The 8,335-nt window shown below is 42.9% G+C and carries 7 protein-coding genes; all 7 read right to left on the bottom strand.

Annotated features, from left to right (window positions below; translation table 11 throughout):
• Window positions 1-509: 509 nt before the first annotated feature.
• Window positions 510-1,739 (bottom strand): lipid-A-disaccharide synthase, encoded by a 1,230-nt coding sequence (lpxB, locus tag KBF71_08390; protein MBP9878329.1) that lies wholly within the window; start codon window positions 1,737-1,739, stop codon window positions 510-512.
• Window positions 1,729-2,583: a UDP-2,3-diacylglucosamine diphosphatase LpxI gene (lpxI, locus tag KBF71_08385; protein MBP9878328.1), complete on the bottom strand. Its 855-nt coding sequence runs from the start codon at window positions 2,581-2,583 to the stop codon at window positions 1,729-1,731. Before lpxI ends, lpxB begins: the two co-directional genes overlap by 11 nt.
• A complete protein-coding gene (gene lpxA / locus KBF71_08380) occupies window positions 2,580-3,383 on the bottom strand; it encodes an acyl-ACP--UDP-N-acetylglucosamine O-acyltransferase (GenBank protein MBP9878327.1) in 804 nt (267 codons plus the stop codon). Before lpxA ends, lpxI begins: the two co-directional genes overlap by 4 nt.
• A gap of 29 nt (window positions 3,384-3,412) precedes the next feature.
• Entirely contained in the window at window positions 3,413-3,868 is a 456-nt protein-coding gene (fabZ, locus tag KBF71_08375; protein MBP9878326.1) for a 3-hydroxyacyl-ACP dehydratase FabZ, read from the bottom strand.
• Between the two features lie 8 nt (window positions 3,869-3,876).
• Window positions 3,877-4,908, bottom strand: coding sequence for a UDP-3-O-(3-hydroxymyristoyl)glucosamine N-acyltransferase (gene lpxD / locus KBF71_08370; GenBank protein ID MBP9878325.1), 1,032 nt, complete (start codon window positions 4,906-4,908; stop codon window positions 3,877-3,879).
• Window positions 4,909-5,030: 122 nt separating this feature from the next.
• The gene (locus tag KBF71_08365) at window positions 5,031-6,785 is read right to left on the bottom strand and encodes an SEL1-like repeat protein (protein MBP9878324.1); all 1,755 of its coding nucleotides are present in this window, start codon (window positions 6,783-6,785) and stop codon (window positions 5,031-5,033) included.
• 420 nt (window positions 6,786-7,205) lie between these two features.
• Window positions 7,206-8,335: tRNA guanosine(34) transglycosylase Tgt (gene tgt, locus KBF71_08360; GenBank protein ID MBP9878323.1), on the bottom strand; the 1,130-nt coding region annotated here is incomplete at its 5' end.

Genomic DNA, 8,335 nt, shown 5'->3' with positions numbered 1-8,335 from the left:
GCGGACTACAAAACAACGTAATGACCGTTCAAGAAAATGAACTTAAAAGATCAAGCGATGCACCAAATTCTGAGGCAAAGAGACTTCGCCCTGATGCTGAAGCAAATGTTGATAAGGGGTGATGGGGAGTAGTTCACAACGTGTCATGCCGAATTTATTATCGCATCTCCGCTGACATTGAGATGAGATCCTGAAACGAGTTCAGGATGACATAGGTGAAGCGTTCAGTTTGTAAATTTTAACACTAGGTGTTAGAAATTCTAACACTTGATGTTAGAATTTACAAAAAAATCAGAAGGCCTGCATATAATGAAAATTACGCACTCAACTAGCAAATTCGTCACTCAGAGGGCCCTTCTTGGCCTCCAAGCACGCCAGTGCGAAGGTGGGCAGGGCCCGTGGAGTCTCATGGAATCAAAACAACATAGTGCAGCTTACATTGAAACGTTGCTGAGACTCCACGGGCCTTGCGGCCCTCTGAGTGACGCGGTGCGAGGCCCGTTCACTTCTCACCGCCAGGAGCGATGGGACAAAGCATCTAGAATAACGTCAACCGCATAGGCTGAGGCTGTTTGATCTTCTCTTCTTAATTGCTCAATTGCCTGACCGAAGCAATCCAATTGCTTGTTTTGGAAAACATCTGATGAGAGCATTTCCTGGACCTCTTCTAAAATAAGCTCTGCATCACAGCGTTCTTGTAAAAATTCAGGGACAACTTCAAATGTCAGCAGAATGTTGATCAGATTCACAAATGGTGTCTTGATTAATTTCTTCGCTAAAAGACCCGTTAAATACGGAAGCTCATACATAATGACATGAGGCGTTTGCATCAAGGCAAGCTCTAAACTCACGGTGCCTGAGGCCGCAAGCGCAAAATCAGCCGCTGCAAAGGCATCATACTTCTGGTTCATGTCCGTCAATAAAACAACTTGAATTGAAAGCCCATCAAGGTAAGGCTCAATCACAGATTTCATATTTGGCGCCACTGGCAACATGAAGAGCAGCGGTTTTTTGCGCTCTTTCTCAAGACCTTCTGCAACTTCTAACATTTTTGGCAAAAGACGATTGATCTCAGAGGCACGACTGCCAGGCAATAGAAGAACCAGCTGATCTTTTTCATCAAGATCAAGCGTTTTTCTGTAAGCTTCACGTCTTTCATCAGAATAGTTCACTGTTTCAAGCAAAGGATGCCCCATGAACAAGGTTTCTTGACCATGAGGGCGAAAATAGTCAGGCTCAAAGGGCAAGATACAAAACAAAAGATCCATAAGACCAGAAATTGATTTTGCACGACCTTTCCGCCAAGCCCAGACTGAGGGCGCAACAAAATGAGCAGTCACAGTCGATTTGCGTTTTTTAAGGACCTTATGCATACGCTTTAAAAGCCTGAAATGAAAATCAGGCGCATCAATGGTGAGAATGGCGTCCAGTTTTTCATTTGTTAAAAAATTGGTAACTTCACGCATCCGGCGTAAGATCAAGGGTAATTTTGGCAATACCTCAAAAAAACCAAAGGCCGTAATATCTTCAATTGGAAAAAGTGACTGCAGACCTTCAGCTGCCATATAAGGCCCGCCGATACCAACAAATTCAACACGATCTGGGCCACACTGCTTTTTGAGCTCCTTCATGATGTGCGATCCGAAAAGATCACCCGAGGCCTCTGCTGCTGAGATAAAAACACGGATCCGCGATGGAATCGTTTCGACAACTTTTTGCTTTGTTTGATCAAAGGTCACTTTTTAAGTCACTTTCCTTTATGCCCATCACGAACAGATCATGCTTATCTGCATAGGCAACAACATCAGCCGCATCAAGCAAGAGTGCCTTGCCGGCTTCAATCGCAATTCCTTGGTAACCAGCTTCATGGACAGCTTTCACTGTCTCAAGGCCAATGGTTGGCAAATCGATCGCTTCTAACTGATGCGGCTTACACATCTTTACCAAAATCGGCAAATTTGCTTTTTTGCGCTTTAACACTGCACAACGACGCACCAATGCATCTGTTCCTTCAATGGCTTCAACCCCTAAAACCATACCATCTTGGACAATAACAGACTGACCGATATCTAAACGACCCATCTCTTTTGCGATACGAACACCATAAGCAATATCTTTCATGGCAGCTTTTTTAGGAAGCTCTTGAGTTAAATGCCCATCTGGCATTAAAAGCTCAGGACAAATGTCATGGGCGCCAACAACTTGAAAGCCTTCGCTTGTCATCATATCATGAATAAAACGTAAGATTGCATCATCTCCATGAAAGTGAAATCGACGCTTTAAAAGACGCCAGAAAGTAGAGAAATCGAGCCGAATTGATTTTAATGACGGGCGCTTTACAGACCCTGCAAAAACAAGATGGGTCACCCCTTCTTGCTTCAGACGTGCAATAACGGCGCCTGTTTTACCGACTGATGCCCAAAAGTGCGAGCGACCTGCGCATAAGGCTTGCTCAGCAGAGCCTTTTAGAGCAATGATAAACAAATCCTGTCCTTGCTGTTCAGCAGCCTCTGCAAGGGCAAATGGAAGTGATCCTCCACCTGCAATTATTCCTAACTTATAAGGGATGGTGTTTGGTATCATGCAGCCTGACTTGACCGCGGCTGACATAAAGACCGCGATTCTTTTGTTTGAATAAAATCAACCAAAGCAACGATCAAGGGCTCATCCTGATGAGAGTCGATAACGCGCGTGATGCGCTCACTCATTGTGCCTTCTTGTGAGTTGAAAATCTCTTGATAAGCATTGCGCAAATGATTGATGCTTGTTTTCTCAAAGCCCCTGCGCTCAAGTCCGACAAGATTCAGGCCTGCAAGCCTTGCTCTTTCGCCCATCACAAGACCGTATGGAATCACATCACTTTCAACGCCAGACATGCCGCCGATCATCGCATGCTCACCAATCCGAACAAATTGATGAACCGCAGAAAGGCCGCCCATCACAACATGATTACCGACAGTGACGTGCCCTGCTAATGTTGCATTATTCGCCAGAATCACATTGTTTCCGATTATACAATCGTGAGCAACGTGTGAGGCCATCATAAAGAGACAACGATCGCCAATAATGGTTTTAAGACCGCCACCTTGTGTGCCTGGGTTCATTGTCACATGTTCACGGATCTTATTGAATTTTCCGATAATAAGCTCAGATTCTTCGCCTGAGAATTTTAAATCCTGGGGAATATGACCAATCGAGGCAAAAGGGAAAATCTCCGTTCCTTCACCAATGGTTGTATTGCCTGCAACAGAGACATGAGAGATGAGTCTGACTGAATCACCAATCTTAACTTTACCATCCACAACGCAGTAAGGGCCGATATAGGCACCTTTTCCTATTTGGACATCAGGTCCAATAATAGCTGTCGGGTGTATAAAAGTAATATTTTCTACATTTGTCAATTTATCTATCCTTAATCTCTAATCATTGCTGTGATAACAGCTTCTGCCACCAATTGACCATCTACTTTTGCTTTTGCATCAAGCTTCCAGATCATGCCGCGATTTTTAATCTTGGTCACTTCAAGATGAACTTGATCACCTGGCAAAACAGGCCTTCTGAATTTTGCTTCTTCAATGCTCATGAAATAAACCAATTTTCCTTCACATTCAGACCCCAATGTTTTCACGACCAAAATGCAAGCTGTTTGAGCCATCGCTTCAATAATGAGAACGCCAGGCATCACAGGATGCCCAGGAAAATGGCCTTGGAAAAACGGTTCATTGATCGTCACATTTTTAAGCCCAATAGCACGCTCACCGAGCTCAGCAATTGAAACTCTGTCGATCAGCAAAAAGGGATAGCGATGAGGAATCATCGTCATAATTCTATTAATATCAACAATATCTACGGGTGTTTCTGTTGTCATCTTTAATCCTACTGTCTATTCTCTTTTGTCTTTAAAGTCATATTGCGTAACGTTACAATTTGACGCAAATGTTGCTTAATTGGTATAGCAGGCGTTCCGAAAAGCTCTGACATCGGAGGACAATCCTTTAAAACAGCACTTTGTCCACCAATTCTGGAACCTGCCCCGACTTTAATGTGACCCACTGTTGCAGATTGCCCAGCCATCACAACCATATCACCCAACTCAGAACTGCCAGAGAGTCCAACTTGCGCCACAATCACGCAATTCTTCCCAAGCTTCACATTATGGCCTATTTGCACCAAATTATCAATAAAGGTTCCAGCCCCAATGATTGTGTCAGGCCCTGCGCCGCGATCAATACAGCTATTCGCGCCTATATCGCATCTGTCTTCAATAATCACGCGTCCTAATTGCGGAATCGGCACATGGCCAGTGGGATCGATGGCAAAACCAAATCCGTCTTGACCAATCCGAACGCCTGGGTGCAAGCGAACATTGCTTCCGATCACTGCATAATAGATTGATGAACAAGCGCCAATCATGCAATTATCGCCAATAATCACATTTTCACCGATCACAACATTTGGCGCAATCAAACAATCCTCACCAATTTGTGCATTCTTTTCAATGACCACACCAGGACGAATTTCACAGCCCTTGCCGATTTTTGCTGTCTCATGAATGATTGCCTGCGCAGAAATCGTTGAATCAGCAACTGGCCGCGGATAAAAAGCGCTGGCTGCCAAACCGTAGCTCTTATAGGGATTTTTTGACACCAGAAGAATCAATCCTGCTGGGGCATCAGCAACAGCACTTGGCGCAACAAAACAAGCCTTTGCTTTTGTATTTTGAAACAGAGGAAGATATTTCCGATTATCAAAAAAAGTAATATCGCTTTGCCCTGCTTGATCAAGAGAGGCTACATTTGAGATCAAAAACGAAGGATCATCACAACGCTCAAGGCTCGCCCCAGAAAGGCATGCAAGATCATCGAGCCGAAAGGGACCTTCAGTTTTAAAAAAATGTGTATCAACCATTTATGTATGTATCCAACATTATTGAATAATCATTGCCGAGAATGATGCGCTTCCCATATGAGACCTTGAAGCGTCTTGTAATGCTCAAAATCTACCTCACTCAATACAAAATGTCAACTTCTTTATGAGCCTTGCGATTCATCCATCTTTTGAAGAGCCATTATCGCATGACGATCATTTTGCTGAGCAGCCTTTTCAAACCATTCTCTCGCCTGAGTACTATCCTGCTGAGTGCCCCGGCCTTTTAAATAACAAACACCGAGCAAATATTGAGCCCTTGCAAAGCCATTCTGAGCCGCTTCCCGAAATTTGAAAAATGCACTGTGTTCATCTCGCTCCCCACCTGCACCATATAAATGGCACTCCCCAACTTTTACAGCTGCAATATTTCGTAGCTTAGAATCTTTATCAGCCCTCACAAATGCAGTACTATATTGCCAATGTGCCAAGACACGATCCTCTCGGACACCTTCTCCGTAAAAATAGCAATCACCCAGCTCAAGAATAGCACCCACATGTTTCTTTTTTTCAGCCATTTTAAACCATTTAACTGCTTCTTGATCATCTTGAGGAATACCATTACCGTTACGATACATCATCCCAAGCTGATACAAAGCCTCAACTGAACCTTGACTTGCTGCTTTTAAAAGCCATTCTAAGGCTATATTACTATTTTGCAGAGGGCAATCATCTCTTAAATAACAAAGGCCGAGCCTAAGCTGTGCTTCAACGTCCCCTCTTTTTGCAAGTTTTTCATATTTTTTTATGGCCTCTATCAAATCAACCTGAACGCCTAAACCATACTCATAATGGCGGGCTAGTTCAAACTCAGCACGTGCATGACCTCTAAGAGCCAAACCTGCGAACATATCAAAAAAAGACGATTCGAGATTATTGGATACAATACGCTCAGAACTATAACCTATCGTCTTTAAACGTGGAGCCGCTAAGTACACCGCCCTGATATCATCCATTCTCAATTCCAATACTGAGAGATTCATATGCTCAAGCCGAGGAAACAAGTTTAGCCCTAAATTCACCAATTCATCGCGCAGAATACCACAACCCAACAAATTCAATTCTTTTAAATTGCGAGCGACTTTTGCAAAAAACATCACAGTCAAGATTCCGGTAAATGAATGTGTCAAATCCACCTTTTTCAACTTCGGCAAAGACTGAATATCAAGCGTCGTCATGTTCTGATCAGAAACTGTGTGATTACTCGATAAATTTATCTCTTCTAAATCCTTTGCTGTTTTCAAAAGAGAACCAAGCTTTTCAGGTGACAAATTTGACTGAGTTAAATCAACTTGTGTCAGGAATGGAATATGAGATGCCGCCTCTAAAAGCTCCTTAGAACTGCTCAATTTAAGACTCGTGCACGTAAATGGCGTGGTTGATCTTTGTTGCAACTCTTTCAATTCTCTCAACGTAAAAATAACCTTTGATTCAATTCTTCTCATAGGGAATTGAATCTCAGGACTCAGAAACTTTAATTGGCCCATGAATGATAACTGATCACTGCGATTATTCAAAAGGATGAATCGATTCATAATCGAATCTAATTCGAGACTCATGCACAGATACCTAGAACTTATGATGAAACTATAAATCTCTCTCGGCCTCAGGTATTCAAAAACCTCAATCCATAAGTCAGAACTTAATCGAGAAACCAAATGAGACTCATCACCGAAGTCTCCTTTCTTCACCAACGCTTTTATTTCTTTGCACTTAAAACCATGATTGAGAACGTGTCCTGCGCCAGAAGCATCTGTCAATGCTCTCATCGAAGCTCTCATCGCCTCTCGGCCTTCTGCTATTTGTTGAGAGACCTCTTGTAGACGTTCACGCACATAATTGGGGTTCAAACCTGCCATCTGAAATTGTCCTTATTATAAATAGAAATTAGTCATTAATAATGCGACTCAAAACTAACAAATATTTAATTTAATGTCAAATGAATAAGATGCAATGTAAATGGTGAGATGGCTTTGCAATAAAAACACCGTCATTGCTGTAAAAGTCACGTAATTCGTTGATGAAAAGATGAAAATACCGTCACTCAGAGGGCTCCTACAGGAGCCCGTGGAGTCTCTGCAATCTCTCAAATGAAATTGCACTCAGTTGTTAATTAGATGAGATTCCACGCCACCTCTTAAGGAGGCGGCTCTGAATGACGATTATCTTCTGCAAAATTATAGGTGGTGACGATGACGTTGATAGATTTTCCCTACGCGACTCCTATCATCAACGAATTACGTGACTTTTACAGCAATAATGAGCACGCATACCATCATTTACAGCCAGCTTTTTTGACACTCATCAAGCCTATCGGCAACAATCGCCTCACGAATCTCACTCATCAAGCGATTCATGATATGAACATTGTGCCTTGTGATCAATTGCAGCGCTAAAAGTTCGCCTGCTTTCAGCAAATGATGCAAGTAACTTCTTGAAAAATTCTGACAAGTAAAACAACCACAGCCCTCTAAAATGGGCGCCTGGTCATCTTTGCAGTGAGCATTCCTAATATTAACCCGATTCTTAGCAACTTTTGGCGCCAAAGCCCAACCATGACGGGCAATCCGTGTTGGCGATACACAGTCAAATGTATCAATACCTTGACGAACACCGTGGAAAACATCTTCAATACCACCGATCCCTAGCAAATGCACGGGCCTATCTGGATGAACCATCTTCATTGTATGACTCACAACTTCATACATTTGCTCTTTATTCGCACCTAATGATCCACCGATTGCTGTTCCAAAAAAAGGGCGCTCTTTGGTGTAAAGAGCGCTTTCTTCACGAAATTCAGGATAGACCCCTCCCTGGATAATGCCGTAAAGCTGCTGTTTCTTAGTATCACCTCGATGGAACTCTTCTAAAGAGCGCTCACCCCAATGGTGACTCAGCTGCATTGACTTATATGTATATCTTTTTTCAACGTGGTAAGGTGTACATTCATCAAATTGAACAATCAAGTCCGCTCCGAGCTGTCTTTGAATCTGGATCGATTTTTCAGGTGTTAGAAAAATCATTTCACCACTCAAGTAGTTACGGAATTTGGCACCTTCTCTTGTAATTTTAAGCAAGGTCTTTCTGCGATTCACATGTCCTCGGCCTTTGATTTCATCAGCAATAGAACCATGCCCCATTGAGAAAATCTGGAAACCACCAGAGTCGGTGAGCATAGGGCCGTCCCATTTCATGAATTGGTGCAAACCGCCCATCTTTTCAACCAAATCTGCACCCGGTTGAATCATCAAATGGTAGGTATTTGATAGAATAATTTGCGTGCCTTCCTCTTTCATTTCGACTGGATTCATGGCCTTAATCGCAGCCTTTGTTTCACAGAAAATAAAGTTAGGCGTTTGACTCACGCCATGAGGGGTTTTTAATTTTCCAACGCGCGCCTTATACTTTG

The sequence above is a fragment of the Alphaproteobacteria bacterium genome, assembly GCA_018063245.1.
In the GTDB taxonomy this organism is placed as follows: domain Bacteria; phylum Pseudomonadota; class Alphaproteobacteria; order JAGPBS01; family JAGPBS01; genus JAGPBS01.
The sequence above is the reverse complement of the archived record's forward strand: the minus strand, read 5'-3'. Positions and strand labels throughout refer to the sequence as shown.

Excerpts from the sequence above, each read along its gene's own strand:
- KBF71_08365 (MBP9878324.1), bottom strand. The coding sequence starts at position 6,785 with ATGGCAGGTTTGAACCCCAATTATGTGCGTGAACGTCTACAAGAGGTC.
- lpxI (MBP9878328.1), bottom strand. The coding sequence starts at position 2,583 with ATGATACCAAACACCATCCCTTATAAGTTAGGAATAATTGCAGGTGGA.
- fabZ (MBP9878326.1), bottom strand. The coding sequence starts at position 3,868 with ATGACAACAGAAACACCCGTAGATATTGTTGATATTAATAGAATTATG.
- lpxD (MBP9878325.1), bottom strand. The coding sequence starts at position 4,908 with ATGGTTGATACACATTTTTTTAAAACTGAAGGTCCCTTTCGGCTCGAT.